We start from the raw sequence: 22,421 nt of genomic DNA on the forward strand, positions 1-22,421 counted from the left end.
GCGGTTGTTGTGAAGACACACAGCCGAAGATTTGTAACTCACAAACATCACATACCCGATTCGCTGGAGTGTCTTAAACAAGACCTTCTGGCAACAGAATTTCTTGACGACCATAGAGCATTGGAACCACCTGATCCCATCCCGAACTCAGTAGTGAAACGATGCATCGCCGATGGTAGTGTGGGGTTTCCCCATGTGAGAGTAGGTCATCGTCAAGATTAAATTCCGAAACCCCTATCTGCGTATGCAGGTAGGGGTTTTGTCTTTAGGGTAGAAGCATCAAGAATTCGCTGGCACGTCGCAACAGACGGACCGGCACACAGAATTTCTTGACGACCATAGAGCATTGGAACCACCTGATCCCATCCCGAACTCAGCAGTGAAACGATGCATCGCCGATGGTAGTGTGGGGTTTCCCCATGTGAGAGTAGGTCATCGTCAAGATTCATTCCGAAACCCCTGTCTGCCCTGCAGACAGGGGTTTTGTCTTTCTGGTAACTGCTAAAGCTCCTCAAGCCTACTCAATCCTTGTGGGAGCTGGTCTTGCCAGCGATGGGCTGCATAGCAGCCCCTACGATCCCTTCTAATCACCCAGCCCTGCGCACCTTCCCACTGCGCCGCGCCTGCAACTTGCGCCACCAGATGTACACCCCGGTCAACGACAGCACCGCAATCATCACCCCCAGCACTGCAATCAGCACCTGCCCGGTCATCCCGATGATGCGCCCGCCGTGTATGGGCAGCTGCAGGCGGTAAAAGCGTTCCCCCAGGCTGCCTTGCCCGGCAATCTCCTTGCCCAGCAGATGCCCGTCAGTCCCGTGAAAGAACAGCCAGGACTTACCTTGAGCATCGGTATCGTGCTGACCAAACCCTGCGCCGTAAAAGTTGTACTCGAAGCTGTAATACAGTTCGCCGATCGGTGCCGTTAGCCCCAGCCGCCGACCCTCCTGCTGCGCCAGCTGGTAGGCTTGTTGATAGTTCAGCTGGGTAGCCCCCAGTTGCTCCTTGGGCAGGGCGCCACGGGCCTCATAGACGCTTGGCTCGACCGGTGAGAGCAGCGACACCGCTGGTTTGAACACCTGAGCCGGCAGGTTCATCGCCACGCTGCTGATCGCAATCGGTAGCAGCAATAACCACAACCACAAACCGCCCGCCCTGTGGATATCCATGTTCAGCCGATAGGCATGGCCACCTTTGATCTTCCAGGCTTTCGCCCACTTGCCCCAGAACGGCCGCCCACGGGGCAAGGTCAGCAGCACGGCGATAAAGCAGTCGATCACCCACATGATCGCCACCACGCCCATCAGCAGAATCCCCCAGTTACCAGGCAGGGTCAGGCTGTAGTGCAGCTCGAGCATGAACGGCATGAAGTTCTCGCGGGAGAAACAGCATTCGCCCCAGTAGCGCTGGCCCAGGGTCAGGCCGCTGACCGGATCGAGATAGAACACGGTGTTCTTCTCGGCATAGGGCTCGCCGCTCGCAGGATCGTTGCGCGGCACCATCGCCAGCAGCGCCGCATGATTAGGTTCGTTCGGGTACTCCATGTACCAGACCTGCAGCCGCGGGTGCTCGGCCTGCAACTTATCCACAAGCACACCAGGTTGCTGTCGTTCACCCACGGCAGGGGCTTCGTAGAACGACGGGTTGAGCCACTCGTCCAGTTCGTGATGAAAGGCCAGGACGCTGCCGGTAAGGCCGGCCAGGGCCAGAAACAGCGCGGTGATCAGGCCGAGGTAGCGGTGTAGCAATACGTAAAGCTGACGCATGAGCAAAGGTCCGCAGCAAGTTGCCAGATGCAACAAAGCCAGCGCCCGGATTCAGGCGCTGGCTTTGGCGTTCATACAGGTGGGATCAGAACTGATAGCTGACCGTGGCACTGACATTGCGCTCTTCGCCCATGTAGCAGTAACTCAGGCTGGCACAGGACGCGATGTAGCTTTGGTTGGTGAGGTTGTTGGCATTGAGCCGTACATCGACACCTTTGAGCCCGACCTTGCCCAGGTCATAGCCAAGCGAAGCATCGAACAGGGTGTAGGAGGGCACCTTCATGGTGTTCTCGGCGTCGACCCAGCTTGAGCCGACATAGCGCACACCGCCACCCAGACGCAGACCATCGAGGGCGCCCTGGCGGAAGTTGTAGTCAGCCCACAGCGAGGCCATGTGCCGTGGCGCCTGGGTCGGCGAATTACCCTTGTTATCGAGGTCGCTGGCAAACAGCGTGCTTGGCATCGACTTGGCGTACTCAATATCGGTGAAGGTGTAGCTGCCGAGGACTTTGAGGTTGTCGGTGACCTGCATATGCGCTTCCAGTTCCAGGCCCTGGGAACGGACCTGGCCGACAGGGCGGTAGAATTCTTCCTGCGGCAGTTTGGAGGCAAGGTTCTCCTGCTCGATGCGGAACACCGAGGCCGTAAACAGGTTGTCGGTGCCCGGCGGCTGGTACTTGATACCGGCTTCCCACTGGGTACCGTCGGTCGGTGCCAGTGGGTTGCCCGACTGGTCGGCGTAGGAGTTGGGGTTGAACGACTCGGAGTAGCTGATATACGGCGCAATACCGTTCTCGAACAGGTACAGCACACCGGCGCGGCCTGTCAGCTTAGTGCGTTCGTCGCTGATCTTGGTACCCACTGGGCGACTGGCTTCGGCGATGCGGTTTTCATCCGAGGTCTTCACCCAGTCCTGGCGCAGGCCCAGGGAGAAACGCCACTGGTCAAGCTCGATCAGGTCCTGCAGGTACACGCCGGTCTGCTGTAGGCGACGCAGATAGCTGGTGGGGTCGAAGTAGGTAATTTCCGAGTTGCCGTACTGCGGATCGAAAGCATTGATCGGTGCCAGGGCGCCACTGCGCCAGTCGACCACGGTCTTGCGCCGCTGGTAGTCCAGGCCCAGCAGAGTGGTGTGCTTGGCACTACCGGTGAAGTATTCGGCCTGGAGCATGTTGTCGATGATGTAGGCGTGCAGTTTTTCATCGCCGCCGGTGTAGTAGCGGTTCAGTTCGTTGCTGGTCGGCGTGGTCCAGCCCCAGGCGTACACCTGGTCCATTTTCACAGTCGAATCCAGGTAGCGGAAGTTCTGCCGTGCGGTGAACACGTCGTTGAAGCGATGCTCGAACTGGTAGCCGAACGACTGCTGATCGCGCTCGTAGCGATCGATCCCCGGCTCGCCTTCGAAGAAATGATCGGAGATACGCTGGCCATTGCGTTGGTGCAGTGCGCCATCGGCTGGCACGCCGGCGTGGTAGCCGCCGTCAGGGTCGTTTTGCAGGTAAGCCTGCAGGGTCAGCGAGGTGTCTTCGCTGAAGTTGATGCTGAGGGTCGGTGCCAGGGCAAAGCGTTTTTCTTTATTGTGGTCGAACTGGGTGTCGGACTGATCGGCCAGGCCCACCAGGCGGTAGGCAATGCGCTTGTCGTCATCCAGCGGGCCGCTGAAGTCGAATCCCACGCCACGCTGGCCTTGGGTGCCAACGCTGGCCTGAACTTGATGATAGGCCTCATACAATGGCTTCTTGCTGGTCAGGGCGACCAGGCCACCGGGTGAGCTGCGGCCATAGAGCACCGAAGACGGCCCCTTGAGAATATCCACTCGCTCGAGGAAGTACGGGTCGACTTGCATGGTGCTGTAGGTGCCGCTGTCACCCATGGACTTGAGGCCGTCCAGGTAGATGTTATCCACAGAGCCGTCGTTGAAGCCGCGCATGGCCACATAGTCGTAACGGTGCGTGGCGCCATAGGGGTTGGTCAGCACGCCCGGGGTGTAGCGCATGGTCTGGGCCACGGTCTGCGAGCCCTGGTCGTCCATTTGCTGACGAGTGACCACCGATACAGATTGTGAGGTTTCCAGAATCGGCGCACTGGTCTTGGTTGCCACCTGGCTGTGGGTGGCGTTGTAGCCTTCCATGCTGCCCAGGGCGTTACCCAGGGCGAACTCGCGTACTTCGGTGCTCGGCAGCGACAGCGCGGCGTCCTGTGGCTGAGCCCGCAGCACATAGCTGCCGCCATCCTGACTGACGGCCTCCAGGCCCGACCCGTTGAGCAACTGGCGCAACGCCTGGTCGGTGGCGTAACTGCCTTGCAGGCCTGGCGACTGCAACCCCTGGGTCATTTGCGGGGTGCTCGACAAGGTGATGCCGGCCTTGCGGGCGAACTGGTTGAGCACCTCATCCAGGGAGCCTGCGGGGATGTTGTACTGCTGGCTGACACTGCCCGTTTGGGCGGCCAGCGTCACCGCCGGCACAGCAGTGATACCAAGGGCAGTGCCAAGCAGCGCGGCGCGGATGGCCTTGCCCAGCATGCTGCCGGTGGCAGAATCTAAGACAGGTTGAAAATCATTCTTTTTGTTGAGCCGCAGCAGGGGCGAAGCATTACGCATGGAGAGCATCCGTAGAGTCGGTAAGGGCAGAAGGAGTCGCTTACTGTCCTAGCCGGACTCGCTGGAAAAACCCGCCAAAAAAGTTACTTCACGCTAACCGCTCCAGACGTACCCACCAGCGCGTGCGATAGCTGACCTTCACCGGTAGCGTCTGCGGCAGCAGTTGCAACAGCTTGTCGGTATCGTCCAGGCGAAACACCCCGGACAGGCGCAAGTCGGCAATGTCTGCGGCGCAATTCACATAACCGTGGCGATAGCGCCCGACCTCGGCAAGAAAGTCGCCCAGGCGCATGTCGCGCGTGACAATCAGCCCCTCGGCCCAGGCGCCGGCATCCATGTCCTGATTCTTCAGCACGGTGGCGCCCCGGGCGTCGAGGCGATAGGCCTGGCCTGACTGCAGCCACTGCAAAGCCCCCGAGTGATGCAGGGCGACGCAGCCCTGGCTGATGCTGACGCGCGTGCAGTCATGCTCCTGGCGAACCACGAAACGAGCGTCGAACCCTTGCAGCAAGGCATCGCGGGTGCGCACCAGCAAGGGACGGCCCGGGGTGCTCGAATCCTTGGCGCAGGTCAGCATCAGCTCGCCATGTTTGAGTCGAATCAGGCGTTGGTTGGTATCGAAGGCAAGGTCGGCAGCGCTGCTGGTGTTCAGCTGCAGCAACGAGCCGTCCGGCAGGCGCAGGCTGCGTTGTTCGCCTGTGGCACTGGCAACGTCAGAGGTCCAGGGGCGCAGTGCTTCCAGGTCCTTGCCGAGCCAGGCTGCCGAGCCGAGTACCAGTACACCACTGAGCAGCTTCAAGGCCTGACGCCGTTGCAGGCGCTGGCTGCCGTTCTCCAGGGTCTGCAAGGCCACGCCTGCCCCTGGCATGGCACGCAGGTCGAGTTCCTGATGCAGCGATTGCAGCCGTTGCCAAGCCAGTTCGTGCTCCTGCTGAGCGGCGCGCCACTGTTCGCACTGCTGCTGCAAATGGAGGTTGTGGCCGTCTTCACGCAGCTGGAGCATCCAGTGGATGGCTTGCTTGACTACCCGTGGGCCAGGATTGAGGGGGGGCATGCCAATTCAGGCCTCGGCCGCGTAGCGCAGCAGGTAGCAGTGATACAGGGCATCGGCCACGTAGCGTTCGACCGAGCGCAGGGACACCCCCATGTGTTCGGCGATTTCCTGGTGGGTCATGCCTTCACATTGCGCCAGCAAGAAGGCGCGGCGGACCTTGGGCTTGAGGCCATCGAGCATCTGCGCGATGCGTTCGAGCAACTCCAGCAGCAGTTCGCGGGTTTCCAGCGATGGCACCTCCGCCTCTGGCAGGTGTGACAGGGCTTCGAGGTAAGCGCGGTGCAGTTCTTCACGCCGCCAATGGTCGATCACCAGGCCACGGGCGATGGTGCGCAAAAACGCACGGGGTGCAGTCAGCTCCAGTTGTTCGCGCCGTTGCAACAGGCGTACGAAGGTATCCTGAGCCAGGTCCGCAGCGTCGGCGGCATTGCCCAGTTTGCTACGCAGCCAGGTGTTCAGCCAGCTGTGGTGGTGGCTGTAAAGCATGTGCACGGACTCTGGAGAGGGCATGACGGTGCGCTGCTGAAGGGGTCATGAATGATAATTAGTCTCATTGTTGGCATCCTTGAACTATTTTGCAACTATTGATCAGGGCAAGCCCGCTCCTGTAGAAGCGGGCTTGCCCCGCGATCGGATTTAACTCAACAAACTCCTCACGTTGCCCATCGCCTCATCGGCAAACCCCTGCAAAAACGCCTGAAAGCCCGGCAGCGCCTCGCTGCCGCCTTCCCATGGCTCGGCCTGGATGGTCCAGGTTGCCCGCGCCTGGCGCTCGCCTAGGGCCTCGACCTGCATCGCTGCCCACAGGTTGCCGATGTTCAGGCTGGTGTAGATCAGGCTCCAGGTCATGTACATGGCCTGATCGTCACGGCTATTGAGCTGCTCGATGACCACGTTGCCGTCCTTGAACAGCTTCTTGCGCACCGACCGTACGCCGCTGCCGGTCATCTCGATGTGAGCCAGGGCCGGGATAAACACCGGGAAACCGGCGAAATTGCCAACGATGTTCCAGACGCTGGCGGCATCGCTGGCGATGTCAACACGGGCGATTACGCAGCAGCCATCAGGGTTGTGGATAAGTGTGTCGGGTTGAAGGGCTTGCATGGGGTATCTCCTGCTGGGGTGGAAAGGGGTCAGATGAACGCGATGTCGTGCAGGTACTGGCAGCCGCGCTGAAGTAACTGCGGAGTTTTTGCCGGGTACCGCGCGCCCATGCGCGCAACGCCAGCGCGCGCATTGCCGTGCTCGATTCGCGAGATGTCGCCGATGTCTTCCTCAAAGCCGTCGAGGTAGAAGCCCAGTACATCGAACAGGGCATTACTGCGGTCGACGCGCTGCAACTGCCGTTGCCACTGCTCGACGCTGACCAGCTCGAACAGTTGGCCGCTGTCGCGAAACGCCGAGACGTAGTCTCGCCAGCTCAGAGGCTCGGGGTTGTGCAGGTTGAACACCGCTTGGCCGGCCTGGTAACGGCTGCTGTGGAAAGCGATGAAGCGGGCCAGGAAGTCCACTGGCATCAGGTCGAAGTTGAGCTCCAGGGCTGGCACCTGGCCGAGCTGCAACGATCCCTTGAGCATCAGCATCAGGCGGTTGCGTTGCGGCTGGCAGACGCCGCTGCGGCTGTCGAAGGTGATATTGCCGGGGCGATACAGGTTGACCCACACCCCTTGGTTGCGAGCGCGCTGGAGGATGCGCTCGGCCACCCATTTGCTCAGGTTGTAGCCGTTGCGGATATAGATCGGCGGGGTGCTGGCCGGGTCCTGCTCCAGCACCTTGCCGTCGGCATCGATGGCGCTGCAGGCTGACAGGGTCGAGACGAAGTTGAACAGCTTCTTGCGCCGCCCTTCGCACAAGCGCAAGCACTCGAACAGCGGTTCGACGTTATCGGCGGCCAAGGTTTGGTAGTCCAGCACATGATTGACCTGCGCAGCGTTGTGCAGCAGTGCACCATATTCGCCGTCCAGGTAGCGGTACTCGGCCTCGGCAAGACCCAGGTGCGGCTGGCGCAGGTCGGCCGCGAAGACTTTCACCCGGCTCATGTCCAGGCCGTGCAAGCCATTCTCCAGCAGCGCTGCGCCAAAGCGTTGCTGCGCTGACTGGTCAGCACTGGAACGTACCAGGCATGCGACTTCGCTGGCGCCCCATTCAAGCAAGGCTTCGACCAGATGCACACCCAGGAAACTGTTGGCGCCGGTGACGATCACCTTGTGCACATCGCCCAGTTGCGCCATCGGCAGCACCTGCAGATTCAGCGGGCGGCAGGCATCGCGTTCGGCTTGCGGATCGAGGCCTTGAACCTGTGCCTGCTCACCGTCGAGCAAGGTGGCCAGGCGTTGCACCGTGGGCATCTGGATAAACTGATTGATCGGAATGCCGCGGCCGAATCGCTCACGGATCGCCAGCAACAGGCGCGAGAGCAGGATCGAATGGCCGCCGAGGCTGAAGAAACTGGCATCGGTGGAAATGTCGTCCTCGGGCAGTTCGAGCAGGTCGCGCCAGATGCTCACCAGTTGTGCCTGGACCGGCGTTACCGGGCCTACGTGCAAGGTACCTGGCGCCAACCCCAATGGCAGTGCCAGCAGCGCCTGGCGATCGATCTTGCCGTTGGCGGTGTAGGGCATCTGCGCCAGTTGCTGGTAAAAGGCCGGACGCATGTAGTCGGGCAGTTGCTGCTCGGCATGCTGGCGCAAGCCGGTTTCAGCATCGCCGGCATTGGCTTGTGCGCAGAATGCCAGGATCCGCCGCTGGCCATCGATGACCACTGCTACCTGACGAAACAGGTTGCTGCGGCGCAGGCAGTGTTCGATCTCTTCCGGTTCGACGCGAAAACCGCGAATTTTTACCTGGTTGTCACGGCGCCCGCACAGCTCGATGCCGGCGCTTGTCCATTTGCCGATGTCGCCCGTGCGGTACAGGCGCAGCGAGTTGCCGTCGGGCAGCGGCAGGCTGACGAAGCGCTCGGCGCTCAGCTGTGGGTTGTTCACATAGCCAATCCCCACGCCCGGTCCTCCCAGATACAGCTCGCCAGGGGTTTGCTCGGTGACCGGCTGCATATGCTCATCGAGAATCAGCACTCGGGCATTGCTAATCGGCTGGCCAAGGTTGCGGTTGCTGTCGCCGCTTGCAAATACCCGGGTCGTGGCGAGTACGGTGGCTTCGGTCGGGCCGTAAATGTTGTGCAACTGGCACTGGCCGGCCAGCCGCTCGATCACTTCAGGTTCGCAGACATCGCCGCCGGTGATCAGGTGGCGCAGGCCGGTCACCTGTTCACGGGGCAGGATGCTCAGCAGTGCCGGCGGCAAAAAGGCATGTGTTACGTCCTGCTCTTGCAGCAACGCCAGCAGGCGCGCCGGGTCGCGGCGTTGGTCCTGGTTGGGGATCACCAGTTCGGCACCGCACACCCAGGTCGGCAGGATGTCCAGCAAGGAGGCATCAAAGCTGATGGTCGAGAATTGCAGCACGCGGCTGCGCGGGTCCAATTGCACATGCGCGCTGTACCAGGCCTGGAAATGGCTGAGGTTACGTTGACTGAGCAGCACGCCTTTGGGTTGGCCGGTGGTGCCCGAGGTGTAGATCGCTACACAGGGGGAGTCTGGCGCCGGTCGCCGGCGTAGCAATGATGGCAACGGCTGCGTTAGCGGCTCAGGCAACTGGCGCAGGTCCAGTTTGGGCACGGTCAGGTCATCCAGTGCTATCTGCCCGTCATGCAGCAGCAAGCTGGCACCGGCATCGGCGAGGATGTAGCGCAGTCGCTCGACCGGGTGCGCCGGGTCCAGGGGCAAGTACACCGCCCCATCGCCGAGCACGGCGAGCAGGCTGGCGTAGAGCGCAACGGATTTGCCCAGGCAAATGCCGATCACCGGCGGTTCACTGCCCGCCGATGGAGCCGGCAACTGCTGCTGGATCGCGGCTGCCTGGGCGTGCAACTGAGCGTAACTGATGCGCTGGCCGTTCAGGTTCAGCGCCGGGCGGTCGGCATGAACCTGCAGGCTCTGTTGCAGCCGCTCGATCAGCGGTACCTCGGCAGCGGCGAGCAATGATTGATTGTCGCGTTGGTTGAAGCGATGAAACCAGGCCAGTTGCTCAAGCCAGCTGAGGCCTTGTTGCTGATCTTCCTGCCCAGGGTTGATGGTGGGCGTTTGCTGCAGGTACTCGGGGTTTCGCGAGAGCCGACTGACGTGCAGCGCGAGCATTTCCTGCAGGCTGGCGATGGCCTGCAGGCGCAACTGCTGACCATTGCCGGACTTCTCCGGGGCCAGGCGCTGGTGCTCGATCAGCCGCTGTGCGGTGGTACTGCCGGTCCAGCACAACAGTTCGAGTGTCGGCAGTTCGCCAGCGCTGTGCAGGTCGCTTTGCCGGTGAAGCCCCAGGCGCAGGCTCAAGTGTGTGCAGTCGCCCAGGCCGTGCCATTCGCTGGCAGACAGCGCCAGGCTGCCGTCGTCGATAAGCAACTGTGGCTGGCGCCACGGGCGTTGTTGCAAGGCCGCGGCGCTGTTGGCCAGGTGCAGGGCGTGGCCGTGGTCCAGCAGGTGTTGGTGCAGCAGGGTCAGTGCGGGGCTGGCGCCGACCATCAGGATTTCCAGGCGTCTCATGGCTGTCTCCTTGGTTCGGGCAGGTAGTGCGCCAGGGCCTGCTGTACGCACGGCGAGTCGAGCATCGCGCTGGCTTTGAACAGGCGCAGGATGTTGCCCAGCAACGGATGGCGGTGGTCGATCGGATAGGCCATGGCTGTCACCTCCTGGCGCAGCGCTTCACGCCCGGCCGCGCTGATCTGCAGGTGGTCGATCAGGGCGAAGTCAAAGTTTTTCTGGATCTCGTTGGTCAGATACTGGGCTAGAAACACCGGCAGTATTTCGGCAATGCACTGTCGGTCTGCCTCGGTTGCGCTGTGCCAGTAGATACGCACCAATCGCGCCCAGAACGTGGAATGGCGGCCTTCATCGAGCAGGTGGTCGGCCATCAGGCCTTTGATCGAGGGCTTGACCGTGTCATCCCGGGCAAACGCCGCGACATCGTCGGTCAGGGTGTTCTCGGCGATGCCCACGCAAATCAGCTCAATGGCGTCGCGCAAGTGTTCCGGTGCCAGCGCCAGGGCGGCAGGTATGGCCCGGCTCAGTTCGATTTCCCGGGGGAGGGCAATCGGTTCGACCCCGCTCAGGGCGATGGTCTGCTGCATGAAGTCCATGGCCACCAGGGCGTGGTAGTCCTCATCCACCACCACGGTCATGGCGTCGTAGCGACAGGCAAATGGAAAACGGATGGCAAAGCGGTCCTTGGCGATCCGTCGCGCCGTGTAGTCGACGATCTCAGTCTCGAAAATCACCACGTCGTTGATGAACTTGTACAAGCTTTGGATCAGGGCGAAATCGCGCTGCTGCGGGCACTCGCGCATAAAGGTCGCAGTGAGCACCAGGGGCTGGCGACTGAGCGGGTAGAACAGGCGCTGATCGTCCTCGACCAGGCGCCGCGGCCGGGTTCGTATGGTTGCCCGACTCTCCCAGGTCTCGGCGAAGGAGTGGTAGTCAAGGGCGCTCATGCACTCACCTGCGCCACGGCTTCGCGCATCGACAGGCGCAGGCGGTCCCACAGGGCGATGCGGCTGTCGACGGCAGCGATGGCGGCTTCCAGCACCTGGTTTTGTTTTACCGGATCGTCTTTTACCAGCCGTGCCAGCAGGGCTTCGGCGGCCGGGCCATGGTCCTCAGAATCGACTTCGATATGCCGTTGCAGGTAGTAGCGGAAGGTCGGCGCCTGTTCGCCAGTGATGCCCCAGTTATCGAGGATGCGCTGAAACATGCCTGGAATAACGCTTTCACGCCCATGCAGAAAGGCCGCCGCAACGCTATGGGCCGGCGCCTCAAGGGCGGTCTGCAGCGTGTTGCAGACGAAATGCCGGGCCGCCTCGCTGGCACCAGAACGCTGTAGTGCGCTGGTGTAACCAACGCCCTCACGTTGCAGGCTGACAAAGCGCTCGATGACTGTCGTGCTGGCGCCGATTTCGCGCATGGCGTCCAGGTACAACTCGAAATGGCTGTAATGCCCCTGGCTCAGGCGGTCGTCCGACTCTTCGCCGAGGACGATCTCGTTGATCAGGCGGGCTGCGCAGGGGTCAAGAGGAGGCAGCCAGGGCAATTGGATGCAGGTCAGCTCGTGCTGCAGGCGCTTGGTCAGCGACATGAAGTCCCAGACGGCAAATACATGGGTTTCCATGAATCGTTGCAATACCGGCAACGCATCTATTTCAGCAAAGATGGGGTGTGCGGCAAGTTCGGCTTTGCGGGCGGAAAGTTGCGAGGCTAATGAGTTCATGGTGTTCCCTCGTCAGAGATCAATGTCCGGTTAGAGATGCTTTATAGTTTTCAGGGCCGAGCAGGGGCCTCGATGGCTTAATTCGATAGAAAGCGCGTTGTCAGCAATATCGATGCAGTAAGCGTCAATTTTTCCGATTGTCGCCCTGCTGCAGGCTGGGATCGCCCGTGCCATTAAAAAGCTAGTTCAACTTTGAAGTGTATTGCAATAACTTTGTTAGTTATATTTTTTGGCGGGTTTATTGGGCGTAAGTGTGCTAATTAAAACTTGTAAGTTAAGTTTTATTGATAAGTAAGTGCTCCTTCCGGTCAGGGAGTGCCAGAATAGAAACAACGTGAGTGAATGCCTCACTCGAAGCACTGAAGAATGCAAGTCGGACCTGGTTGACTCTTGGGGGCAGCTGATCGATATCGGTCCTTGCCCGGCGCGAGGCTCCTTCTGCAGGTGTGCGATAGGCAGACGACCTGGCCCGCCTGGTGGCGATCAGCGGTCGCTGCGCGGGTAAGAGTGTGCCGAAAATGCGAGCACCGCCATGGCTGGCTGAAACAGCAGGAGACAATTCAGCGGTGCGAGCACACCGCTGGAGGTACTGCGTTGGGGGGAGTCAGAGGCTGAGCAGGCCCAGATGTGTGTTGATGATTTGAATCAGGCGCTGGTTGCGCTGGGGGCCGTCGACGGGTTCGTCAGGCAGTTCGATCAGCTCGATTTCTCGGGCGCTGAAGTCATGCCAGCCAAGCATCCGTGGCAGTTGCCCTGATCGGTACAGCGCGGTGACCGGGACGTTCAGTTGGTCTTGCGCATCATCAGGCGCAGGGGGGAGTGGGCTGTCGCAGTTGGAGACAAACAAGTGGCGGGTTTGCCCCGGATGCACGTGCTCGGTGTGCCGGGCCAGGGTCAGGGCCAGTTGCGCGCCCGGACCCTGGCCGAACAGGGCATGGGGTTTACCCAAGTAAACCTGCAGGCGTTCGAGCAGTGAGGCAATCAGGGGGCGATGATCTTGCAGGGGCTGGGCAACGTTCAGGTTACCGTAGGCCAGGACATTGACCGTCACCAGCTCGATCTGGTCATTGAGCTCTGCTGACCAGGCGCGGTACTGGCTCAGGTGGTCCTGACTGCAAGCGAGGCAGATCAGACGGATCCGCGGTGGCTGGGCAGAAGCCATAACGGTTCTGCGCTGAAAAGTGGGAGCGTGCACTGCCTTTCCTTTGGCTCAAGGTGTGCCCCGAGCTGACGTGCTGCCATTGACCGGGATTGCCAGCAAATGGCTGTGAATTCACTCTGCCGATTGTCTGCTCAGGTAGGCTTTGATGGCTTTTGCCCCGTTGTTCAGGTGGCGCTCAAGGATCCCGATGGCGTCTTCAACCGACTTGTCGTTTGCGGCATCCACCAGCCCGATATGGTCATCCTGAGTCAGCTTGCCCAGGCCCATGGACGACAAGTGAAAGCGTAAGAAGCGTTCTTCTTCGTTCAGTTCGTTCTCGATCAGGCGCAGCAGCTTCTGATTGCCCGCCTTGCTGTACAGGGTCATGTGAAACAGGCGGTTCAGGCGGCCGATTTCGGCATGCCGGGTTTCGTTTTCCAGCTGGGCGATATAGCTGCGTGCCAGGGCTATATCGTCGGCGTTGAGCAACGGAATCGACTGGCGCAACGCTTCGGACTCCAGAATGACCCGCAGCGCATAGGTGTCGACGGCATCCTCACCGATCAGCGGTGCGACCACCGCGCCCTTGTGTGCCACCACCTGCAGCAGTGACTGCGCCTCAAGCTGGCGCAGCGCCTCGCGCACCGGCATGCGGCTGACACCGAACAAGGTGGCCAGTTCCTGTTGGCGCAAGGCCATCCCGGGGGCCAGTCGGCCGTCGAGGATGGCACTGCGCAGCCGTTCTTCAATCACGCTACGAGCCAAGTGTGGCGGAACTTGTTCGCCACCCAGGATATCGCTCAGGAGTTTGGTTTTTTCGGCCACGCTGTCTCTGCCTGAAGTCGTATCGGGTATTGGATCCAGGATCCAATAACAGTAGTTAGGGGAGATTTACTTGTCAAACCGCGCGGACCTACCTTCAGATTGACGCTAACAAGGCACTCATCAATGGCCGCGTACTTGCTATCGTGAAGGAAGTTTTTCTTCAAGGGAAGTCAGGGGCGCAAGCCACGCCTGACAAGGGGTTGCCGGGGATCAACGGATTGATGGCTCAATGATTGTAACGTGCCATTGTCTTTTCCGGATTCAGGCCGCACCATCGACGGTTTATCACAGGTCTGCGCGGATAATTCGCATTGGCGATACGTTGGGCTGTTCAATTGACCCTGCGCCGGCTTGGCCTGGCCGTGGTGCTCGGCTGCCTGCTGCTGGGTGGCCTGCAGGCGGATTGGGACTTTTCCCAGATCAGCCGCCGCGCCCAGTCGCTGTATGGGCCGCTTGGGCCTGGCCAGGGCCGTATCGATGCCTGGCAGAACCTGTTGGCAACCCAGAAGCAGGGCAGTGAGGCCGAGCGTCTGAAAGTGGTCAACCTGTTCTTCAACCAGCAACTGCGCTACGTCGAAGACATCGATCTGTGGCGCGAAGTTGATTACTGGGCGACCCCAGTGCAGTCATTGCTCAAGGGCGCCGGTGATTGCGAAGACTACGCTATCGCCAAGTATTTCAGCCTGCGCCGGCTCGGTGTGCCCGCCGAAAAACTGCGTATTACCTACGTCAAAGCCTTGCGCCAGAATCGCGCGCACATGGTCCTGACCTATTATTCAAGCCCGGAGGCCATGCCATTGGTGCTCGACAGCCTGATCGACGCGATCAAGCCCGCCAGCCAGCGGCCTGACCTGTTGCCGGTGTATTCCTTCAATGGTGAAGGCCTGTGGCTGACCGGTGCAGGTGGCAACAAGAAAGTCGGTGACACCAAGCGCTTGTCGCGCTGGCAGGATCTATTGAAGAAGATGCAGGCCGAAGGCTTCCCCGCCGAGCCGGCTTACTGAAGGAGCACAGATGTCACTGTTCAAACAATTGCTGCTGGCCATCTGCCTGTTCCTGGTAGTCGCTTTCAGCGGCAGCTTCATGGTCAGCCTGGAGAGCTCGCGCAGCCAGTACGTCAACCAGTTGCGTTCCCACGCCCAGGATGCCGCCACGGCCCTGGCGTTGTCGCTGACGCCGAATATCGACGACCCGGCGATGGTCGAGCTGATGGTCAGCTCGATTTTCGACAGCGGTTACTATTCGAGCATCAAGGTCATCGACACGGGTTCCAACGCCTTGCTCGTCGAACGACATGCCGAGCCTGACGCCAGCGGCGTACCGGCCTGGTTCATTCGCCTGATCGGCCTGGAAGCCGCCGGTGGCGATGCCATCGTAAGCCGCGGCTGGCAGCAGGCGGCGCGGGTCGAGGTGGTCAGCCATCCGATGTTCGCCTTGGCCAAGCTCTGGCAGAGTGCCCTGGGCAGCCTCGGCTGGCTGCTGTTGTGCGGCGCCCTGAGTGCGGTACTCGGCGCATTGCTGCTGCGCCGTCAGCTCAAGCCGCTGGACTACATGGTGGCGCAGTCCCATGCCATTGCCCGCCGCGAGTTCCTCAGCCTGCCCGACCTGCCGCGCACCCCGGAGCTGCGCCGGGTGGTGCAGGCCATGAACCAGATGGTCGAGAAGCTCAAGGCGCTGTTCAAGGAACAGGCCGAACGTAGCGAGAAGCTGCGGGTCGAATCGTACCAGGACAGCCTCACCGGTCTTGCGAACCGCCGTTATTTCGAGATGCAGCTCAACGCGCTGGTCAGCAACCTTGAGGAAGCGCGGCCGGGTTATCTGTTGCTGCTACGGGTCAAGGATCTGGCCGGGCTCAACCAGCGCCTGGGCGGGCAACGTACCGATCAGTTGCTGCAGGCGGTCGGCCAGCAGTTGCAACGCACCTGCGCCAATTACCCGGAAACCAACAACCTGATCACCCGCAGCCGTGGCGGCGAGTTCGCCGTGCTGGCGCCGGGCCTGGTGCACGAAGAGGCGATCCAGCTGGCCCAGGCCCTGGAAGTGACCCTGCAAAGCCTGGCAGACACCGGAGCCAGCGATGTGACGCCGGTTGCCTGCATCGGCATGGCCCCTTACAACCCGGGCGATGAGCCGCAGGCCTTGTTGAAGCTCGCTGACGAAGCCCTGGCGCGCGCCGAGAGCCAGCAGGAACCTGGCTGGGTGTGCCTTGAGCAGGGCACCGCACCGCAGGCCGGTGACACGCACCATGCCTGGCACCACATGCTGGATGACGCGCTGCAGCAAGGGCGCTTCCAGTTGTTCTTCCAGCCGGTGGTAGCCGCTGATGCGCCGGAGCGTGTGCTGCATTACAAGGTGATTTCGCGGGTTCTCGATGCCCAGGGCCAGGCCATTGCCGCCGGACGCTTCCTGCCGTGGCTGGAGCGCTTTGGCTGGTCGGCGCGGCTTGATGTGTTGATGCTTGAACAGGTGCTCAAGCACATGCACAACCACAACGAAGCGCTGGCCCTGAACCTGTCGGCGGCGACCCTGGCCGATCCCAAGGCGTTGCAGCGGGTTTATGAGCTGCTCGGCCAGAACGCCGTGCTGGGCCCGCGCCTGACCCTGGAAATCGGTGAAGAGCAACTGCCGGAGCAGGCAGTACTCGAACAACTGACCCGGCGCCTGCGCGCCCTGGGCTTCAGCCTCAGCCTGCAGCGTTTCGGTGGCCGCTTCAGCATGATCGGCAACCTGGCACACCTGGGCCTGGCCTATCTGAAGATCGACGGAAGCTACATTCGCGCCATCGACCAAGAGCGCCACAAGCGCCTGTTCATCGAAGCGATCCAGCGCGCAGCACACAGCATCGACTTGCCGCTGATTGCCGAGCGGGTCGAAACCGAAGGTGAGCTCAAGGTCTTGCGCGAGATGGGGATTCAGGGGGTTCAGGGACGCCTGGTGGGCGAGCCGGCACCCTGGCGTTGAGGCAAGCGGCTGCAGGCCCGCAACGGGCCTGCGGCAGTCAGATCAGGCCACCGCCTTCTTCACTGTCATCGATCAGGTTGTTCAAGCCGCCCAGGGCTTCACGGGCGCTGGAGCGATTGAGCAGTTTGGCCTGAGCGCCGGGCGGCAGGTCGGTAATGCTGATCACGCCTTTGGTGGTCAGTACCTCGATCAAGTCCTCAAGTACCCGGATCATGTCCAGGTCGCTCTGCTTGAGCTGCTTCAGGCTATTTTCGACGACATCATCGGCGAACCATTCCTGGACCTCGGCATGGTCTGCCGGGAGCATCTCCGTGTATTCGGCGTAGGGTGCGGCCTCTACCCGGACCAGTTGGCCCTGTGCATTGCGTTGCACGTAGAACATGGGGTATCCCTCTGAAGATCAGTCCGTATCCGCAGTCAGCAGCATAGGCCAAGTTGGCCGGGCGTCTAGCCCCGGCCAGCGAGTATGCGCTGTGAATACGGTACAGGGAAAGTCCGAAGCATTGCGCCAGCCCTCAATGGGCTGGCGCATACCGTGGATCAGCTATTGGAGTGGTCGATCTTGATGGTCGGGTCGGCGCCGCTCACCAGCGAGTTGATCGTGGTGTTGGCCCAGTTGACCCCTTCCAGCTTGATCGTCACATCGGCATTGGCCAGGCCTCCGGAGGTGTTGAGCTTGCCTTCGGAGCTGACCTGCAGGGTCGACTCGCCGTTGACCGTGGTGATCTTCAGGAAGTTGTCGATGGTGCTGGCCTTCTCGCCCTGGAGCAGGTCGCTCAGGTCCAGACGGTCACCTTCGGTCGGCTTGAAGTCCTTGATCACGTCCTTGCCGGTGTCGCCAGCCTTCCACACGAAGGTATCGGCACCGCTACCGCCGGTCATGATGTCGTCGCCCTTGCCACCGATGAGGATGTCGTTGCCTTCGCCTCCCAGCAGGGTGTCGTTGCCGGTACCGCCGATGAGGATGTCATTGCCCTTGCCGCCATCGAGGTAGTCGTTGCCACCCTGGCCGAAGAGAATGTCATTGCCGTCGCCACCGATAAGGATGTCGTTGCCATCGTTGCTGCGCGACACATCGAACTCGCTGACGTGCTCGGTGATGTACTGGTGCAGCACGCGGCCATCGACGTCACCCAGGGTCACGCCCAGCTTGCCTGCCACGTAGGCCTGCATGGCCTCGACACCGTTGCCGGCGATCGAGTCGAAGCTGACCAAGTCGCCAAACAGAATGTCATGGCCATCGCCACCGCTGACCGTATCGTTGCCCGGCTTGGTGGCCTCGGTGTGTCCGAGGATGGCCTCGGCCAGCTTGCTCGGGTCGATGTTGGTCTGCGGTTTGCCGTCGCTGTCGAACGGCTTGAGGTCGTTGACGTTGACGCCGTTGTTCAGGCCAATGGCTTCGACGCTGGACAGGCCGCTGAGGATCTTGAAACCGTCCAGCGAGTTGTTCCAGGTGTCGTTGCTGGTTCCATTACCCCAACCGGAACGGCTGGACAGCTCAAAGGTGCCGTCACCTTCGGCTCGGATGGTGCCGGAGGTCTGGGTGTACCAGGTGCCGTAGTACTTGTACTGGGCGTTCAGGTTCCCGTCGACGTCGATGCTGACCCGGTTGTTGGCATCCAGGCTGTAGCGGTCAAGGGTATCGCCCGGCTTGTAGTTGATCGCCTTGAGGAAGCTTTCGAGGGTCCAGTTGGAGTACGCCAGCGTCGGGTTGGCCTGCTCAAAGGCCTGGTGATAGGTCGGCTGGCCATCGGTGATGAAGAACGTCTGGTTGCTACCGGTGTTGCCGGCATCCTTGAGGTTCTGGAACCAGTTGGCCGTCGTTTTGAAGGCATCCTCGTAGTTGGTACCGCCGTTGGAGTACATCGACTTCAGCGCATCCTTGAGCGCCTGCAACGAACCGGCATCGGCCAGGTTGACCGAGACGCTCTTGTTGACCTGGGTCGAGAAGTCCACCAGGAGGATGTTCACGGTACCCGACTGGGCACCCTTGACGCTGTTGGCCAGGGTGTCGAACACCGACTGCAGGGACTTCTGCGCAGCGTCCACACCGGCGGCTTTCATACTGCCGGAGGTATCGACGATGAACGCCAGGTTGTAGTTCTGGCCAGGGACCACGTGCAGGCCGTTGACGTCGGCGACGACGATGTCGTTACCGGTGCCAAGGTCGCGGTTGTCGTTTTCGGCCGTCAGGTTGCTGGTGGTATAGGTATCCGGGTAAACGGTGACCTTGATGGTGCCCTGGGTGAAGTCGGTGCTGCCGTTGGCTTTCTCGGTGGCCCGCGAGGTAACGGTCACGTCGAACTGGCCTTGGTAATAGGCTGGCGGCTTGATGCTCAGGCCGTTGAGGTTCCAGCCGGTGACATCGACTTCGCCCTTGCCGACGGTGATGGTGTGCCCGGCGCCATCGCTGAGCACCGAACCTGCCGGGATGCCGCCAAGCTTGACGTTGAGGGTTTCCGAGCCATCGGTGTCGGTGAGGTTGGTGGAGATACCGACCAGTTTGACGGTGCCGTTCTCGGCGCCTTCATTGAGCTTGTAGCCCTGGTAGTAGCCTTCGCCGTTGTTGCCGTGCAGCTCGCCGACGGTGACGCCGGCGTTGCTCAGCTCGTTCACGCCCGGGTACATCGGGATGTTGGCGTTGTTCAGGTCGACCGGGGTGCTGCCGTTGACCGACAGGTTGACGTCATAGCTGCCCGGGCCGCTCTGGTTGGCGTGGTAGATGTCCAGGGTGTAGTAGCCGCTGATGGTCGGCTTGAACGAACCACTGATCGCACCGCCTGCGCCCCAGGTCGCCTGGGCCACATTCTTGCCACCGATGGTGATCAGCAGGCTGTCATCACCCACACCGCTGAAGCTGTAGGTCTTGCCCGCTTCCAGGTAGATCAGGCCTGAAGTCTTCGAGCCCGAACCACCGACGACACTGGCGTCAGACTGCGCGTTGGTCACCAGCGAGCTGCTGTTGGCCTTGCCCGAGTTGTCGAACACGGTCTTCAACGCATCGCCGGTGATGCCGTTGCCGTTGGTACCCAGGCCGCTGAGGCTGTTCCAGGTTTCCTTGACCAGGCCGACCGAATTGACGTTGTTGCTGCCAATGTTCAGGTCAGGCTTGTCGGCCACCGGAGTGATATCGACCTTGATGGTGGCCTCGTTGCCCAGGCCCTGGCCATCGGTTGGCTTGAACTTGATCTGAGCGTAGTCGGCTTCTTTGTTGCCCACGCCGGTGCCGCCGTTGGCGTCGATGCCCGACTCGTTGCGATCCGGCACGAACTTCAACTTGCCAGCGTCAATGTCAGCCTTGCTGAAGACTTTGCCGGCATCAGCTGCGGTCAGGGTTTTCCAGACGTTGCCATCCTTGTACTGCAGCACGCCATCGGCGGGCAGCTTGGTGATGGTCAGGCCCAGGTTGGCCGCTGGGGTGTCGGCGTCGGTGATGCCAAAGTTGCTCCAGCCCAGCACCAGGTCGGTGTCTTCGGTACCGGTCACGGCACCGCCTGCGGCAACAGGTGCCTCATTGCTGACGATGGTGGTGGTGACACTGCCCGCGTTACCGCTGACCACCAGGTTCTCGAAGTTGCCGCCAGTGGCCGAGTCGATCTTCACGGTGAAGTTCTCGGCGCCTTCGGCAATGCCGTCGCGGATGATCGGCACGCTGAAGGTCCCGACGTTGCTACCCGCCTTGATCACCACGGTGGCCACACCGGTGTAGTCCGCACCATTGGTGGCGGTGCCGCTGTAGGTCAGCTTGATGACCACATCGGTTTGCGCCTTGTTGGTCAGAGTCAGGGTGTAGTTGGCCGAGTCACCTTCGGCCACCGAGGTGGTGCCGCTGATGCTGACGGTGGTGGTGTCGATGGTATCGGTCACCTGAGTGACAGCTGGCTGCTTGTTGATCGCCAGGTCTTCGAAGTTGCCACCGGTGGCACCTGTGATGCTGGCGTTGACGCTGCCGGCATCGATGTAGACATCATCCGCAGGCGCCGCGACGACCACCTTGCCTTCGGTCTTGCCAGCGTCGATGACGATGCTTGCACCGTTGCTCAGGGTCACGGTGACCGCGGTCTGCGCCTTGTTGCTCAAGGTGGCGGTGTAGGTGATGTTGCCGCCTTCAGCGACCGATGAGGTGGCACTCAGGGTCAGGTTGGTGGTGTCGATGGTGTCGGTGACGCTGGTCACGGCGGACGAGCCGTCGATCTTCAGCTCTTCGAAGTCGCCACCGGTGCTGCCAGTAATTTTCGCACTGACGCTACCGGCATCGATGTACACGTCATCGCCAGGGGCGGCGATGGTCACCTTGCCCTCGGTCTGGCCCTTGGCAATGGTGATGGTTTCACCGTTGCTCAGGGTGACTTTCATCTCGGTCCCGGCCGGATTGCTCAGCTTGGCCACGTAAGTGATCGAGCCGCCTTCGGCGACGGTCGGGGTCGCGGTCAGGATCAGGCTGGTGGAGTCCTTGGTGCCCGGGCCGTCGGTGACGCTGACGTTGGTATTGCCGGTGCCGACCAGTTTCTCGTAGTTGCCGCCAGTGGTACCGGTGATGCTGTTGGTCAGCGCCGGGTTGGTGGTGTGCACGTTGTTCGGTGCAACGTAGTCCACGGTACCGGTGCTCTGGCCGACCGGGATGATGATCTGCTGACCGTTGGCCAGGTTGATCACCAGGTCCGAACCGGTAACCGGCGCAGTGACCTTGGCGGTGTAAGTGACCACGCCACCTTCGACCACACTGTTGGTGCTGGCAGTCAGGGTCACGGTACTGGTGTCGATGGTGTCAGTGACGTCGGTCACCGCCGGCACGTTGCTCACGGTCAACTGCTCGAAGTCGCCACCGGTGGTGCCGGTGATGGTCACGCTCAGCTTGCCGGCGTCGATGTAGACATCGTCGCTTGGCGCATTGATGGTGATTTTGCCTTCGGTCTGGCCCTTGGCAATGGTGATGGTCTCACCGTTGCTCAGGGTCACCTTCATTTCGGTGCCGGCCGGGTTGGTCAGCTTGGCCACATAGGTGATCTTGCCGCCTTCAGCCACCGAGTTGGTAGCAGTCAGCGACAGGCCGGTGTTGTCCTTGGTGCCCGGGCCATCGGTGACGCTGGTGACCGGGTTGCCCGCGGTGTCCAGCTTCTCGTAGTTGCCGCCGGTAGTGCCGGTGATGCTGTTGGTCAGCGCCGGGTTGGTGGTGTGCACGTTGTTGGGTGCAACGAAGTCCACGGTGCCGGAGCTTGCGCCAACCGGGATGGTGATCTGCTGACCGTTGGCCAGGTTGATCACCAGGTCCGAACCGGTAACCGGTGCAGTGACCTTGGCGGTGTAAGTGACCACGCCACCCTCAGTTACGCTTGGAGTAGCGGTCAGAGTGACCGTCGAGGTATCGATGGTGTCTTTGACGTCGGTGATGGCTGGGGTGTTATCCACCGCCAGTTTCTCGAAGTCGCCGCCGGTGGTGCCAGTAACCGTCACGTTCAGCTTGCCGGCGTCGATGTAGACGTCGTCGCTTGGCGCAGCGATGGTGATCTTGCCTTCGGTCTGGCCCTTGGCAATGGTGATGGTCTCACCGTTGCTCAGGGTGACTTTCATCTCGGTGCCGGCCGGGTTGGTCAGCTTGGCCACGTAAGTGATCGAGCCGCCTTCGTTGACGGTTGGCGTCGCGGTCAGCTTGAGGCCGGTGGTGTCTTCGGTGCCTGGGCCGTCGGTGACGGTGGTGACCGGGTTGCCCGCAGTGTCCAGCTTCTCGTAGTTGCCGCCGGTGGTGCCGGTGATGCTGTTGGT

General features: G+C 61.3%; 14 protein-coding genes and 2 rRNA genes. 4 read left to right on the forward strand and 12 right to left on the reverse strand.

Annotation, left to right across the window (positions count from 1 at the left end; translation table 11 throughout):
• The first annotated feature begins 102 nt into the window (after positions 1-102).
• Positions 103-218: ribosomal RNA gene (gene rrf, locus M5G17_RS26200) — 5S ribosomal RNA — on the forward strand.
• A 110-nt stretch (positions 219-328) separates the two neighbouring features.
• Positions 329-444 (forward strand): 5S ribosomal RNA (gene rrf / locus M5G17_RS26205).
• A 143-nt stretch (positions 445-587) separates the two neighbouring features.
• On the opposite strand, the gene M5G17_RS26210 is transcribed toward rrf (M5G17_RS26205), so the two are convergent.
• The 10 genes from M5G17_RS26210 to M5G17_RS26255 all read right to left on the reverse strand — a co-directional run bounded on the left by M5G17_RS26210 (position 588) and on the right by M5G17_RS26255 (position 13,697).
• On the reverse strand, positions 588-1,766 hold the full coding sequence (locus M5G17_RS26210; RefSeq protein WP_273895763.1) for a PepSY-associated TM helix domain-containing protein: 1,179 nt from the start codon (positions 1,764-1,766) through the stop codon (positions 588-590).
• Between the two features lie 85 nt (positions 1,767-1,851).
• Positions 1,852-4,290 carry a TonB-dependent siderophore receptor gene (locus tag M5G17_RS26215; RefSeq protein WP_273895775.1) on the reverse strand — a complete coding sequence of 813 codons (2,439 nt, stop codon included), beginning with the start codon at positions 4,288-4,290 and terminating at the stop codon, positions 1,852-1,854.
• Positions 4,291-4,456: 166 nt separating this feature from the next.
• On the reverse strand, positions 4,457-5,422 hold the full coding sequence (locus M5G17_RS26220) for a FecR domain-containing protein (protein WP_273895764.1): 966 nt from the start codon (positions 5,420-5,422) through the stop codon (positions 4,457-4,459).
• A 6-nt stretch (positions 5,423-5,428) separates the two neighbouring features.
• Positions 5,429-5,932, reverse strand: coding sequence for a sigma-70 family RNA polymerase sigma factor (locus tag M5G17_RS26225; RefSeq protein WP_273895765.1), 504 nt, complete (start codon positions 5,930-5,932; stop codon positions 5,429-5,431).
• 126 nt (positions 5,933-6,058) lie between these two features.
• On the reverse strand, positions 6,059-6,526 hold the full coding sequence (locus M5G17_RS26230; protein ID WP_273895766.1) for an SRPBCC family protein: 468 nt from the start codon (positions 6,524-6,526) through the stop codon (positions 6,059-6,061).
• Between the two features lie 29 nt (positions 6,527-6,555).
• Complete coding sequence (locus tag M5G17_RS26235; RefSeq protein ID WP_273895767.1) at positions 6,556-10,014, reverse strand: non-ribosomal peptide synthetase; 3,459 nt, start codon at positions 10,012-10,014, stop codon at positions 6,556-6,558.
• A complete protein-coding gene (locus tag M5G17_RS26240) occupies positions 10,011-10,958 on the reverse strand; it encodes a diiron oxygenase (protein WP_273895768.1) in 948 nt (315 codons plus the stop codon). Before M5G17_RS26240 ends, M5G17_RS26235 begins: the two co-directional genes overlap by 4 nt.
• Complete coding sequence (locus M5G17_RS26245; protein ID WP_273895769.1) at positions 10,955-11,731, reverse strand: DUF3050 domain-containing protein; 777 nt, start codon at positions 11,729-11,731, stop codon at positions 10,955-10,957. Before M5G17_RS26245 ends, M5G17_RS26240 begins: the two co-directional genes overlap by 4 nt.
• A 604-nt stretch (positions 11,732-12,335) precedes the next feature.
• Positions 12,336-12,893, reverse strand: coding sequence for a thioesterase domain-containing protein (locus M5G17_RS26250; protein WP_273895770.1), 558 nt, complete (start codon positions 12,891-12,893; stop codon positions 12,336-12,338).
• Between the two features lie 111 nt (positions 12,894-13,004).
• Complete coding sequence (locus M5G17_RS26255) at positions 13,005-13,697, reverse strand: GntR family transcriptional regulator (protein WP_273895771.1); 693 nt, start codon at positions 13,695-13,697, stop codon at positions 13,005-13,007.
• A 311-nt stretch (positions 13,698-14,008) separates the two neighbouring features.
• On the opposite strand from M5G17_RS26255, the gene lapG reads away from it, so the two are divergent.
• Positions 14,009-14,701 (forward strand): cysteine protease LapG, encoded by a 693-nt coding sequence (lapG, locus tag M5G17_RS26260; RefSeq protein WP_130262251.1) that lies wholly within the window; start codon positions 14,009-14,011, stop codon positions 14,699-14,701.
• A gap of 10 nt (positions 14,702-14,711) precedes the next feature.
• On the forward strand, positions 14,712-16,658 hold the full coding sequence (gene lapD, locus M5G17_RS26265; RefSeq protein ID WP_273895772.1) for a cyclic di-GMP receptor LapD: 1,947 nt from the start codon (positions 14,712-14,714) through the stop codon (positions 16,656-16,658).
• 37 nt (positions 16,659-16,695) lie between these two features.
• On the opposite strand, the gene M5G17_RS26270 is transcribed toward lapD, so the two are convergent.
• Together M5G17_RS26270 and M5G17_RS26275 are read right to left on the reverse strand one after the other, a co-directional pair.
• Positions 16,696-17,040 (reverse strand): tryptophan synthase subunit beta, encoded by a 345-nt coding sequence (locus M5G17_RS26270; protein WP_273895773.1) that lies wholly within the window; start codon positions 17,038-17,040, stop codon positions 16,696-16,698.
• Between the two features lie 158 nt (positions 17,041-17,198).
• Positions 17,199-22,421, reverse strand: a 5,223-nt coding sequence (locus M5G17_RS26275; RefSeq protein ID WP_273895774.1) for an immunoglobulin-like domain-containing protein, incomplete at its 5' end; no start/stop codon positions are given.

It is taken from the genome of Pseudomonas rubra, from assembly GCF_028656935.1.
GTDB classification, from domain to species: Bacteria; Pseudomonadota; Gammaproteobacteria; order Pseudomonadales; family Pseudomonadaceae; genus Aquipseudomonas; species Aquipseudomonas rubra.